This window comes from Paenibacillus sp. GbtcB18 (genome assembly GCF_019091125.1).
GTDB classification, from domain to species: domain Bacteria; phylum Bacillota; class Bacilli; order Paenibacillales; family NBRC-103111; genus Paenibacillus_F; species Paenibacillus_F chitinolyticus.
The window spans coordinates 1-243 of the sequence record NZ_JAGXJX010000749.1 but is presented as its reverse complement, the minus strand read 5'-3'; the positions used below and the strand labels follow the sequence as shown (position 1 = coordinate 243).

The window sequence follows — 243 nt, the reverse complement described above, 5'->3', positions numbered from 1 at the left end:
GGGATTCCACTTCTCCGGTCGCCACCGAAACGGGGCAGGAAAACCCGAACAAGACTAACACGAGCCTCGTTGGGGACCTTCGGCCCAAAGGAACGGGCACGCCCGTGTCCCGGATGGGGGATGCGAATGGGGAGCGGTGCGGGGGGGGGCTAAAGGCGCAAACCGGTCCGGGATCCCTGATCCCTCTGCTAAACGTCTATAAAAAAAAGGGCTTCGCCGCCGGACCTTGGGTGGGGGGGTTCC

1 protein-coding gene is annotated in these 243 nt (G+C 63.4%); it reads left to right on the top strand.

All coding sequences use genetic code 11. The features are described 5' to 3' along the window. A partial coding sequence (locus tag KVT34_RS30940; RefSeq protein WP_217563366.1) for a hypothetical protein occupies positions 1-243 on the top strand: 243 nt, incomplete at both ends.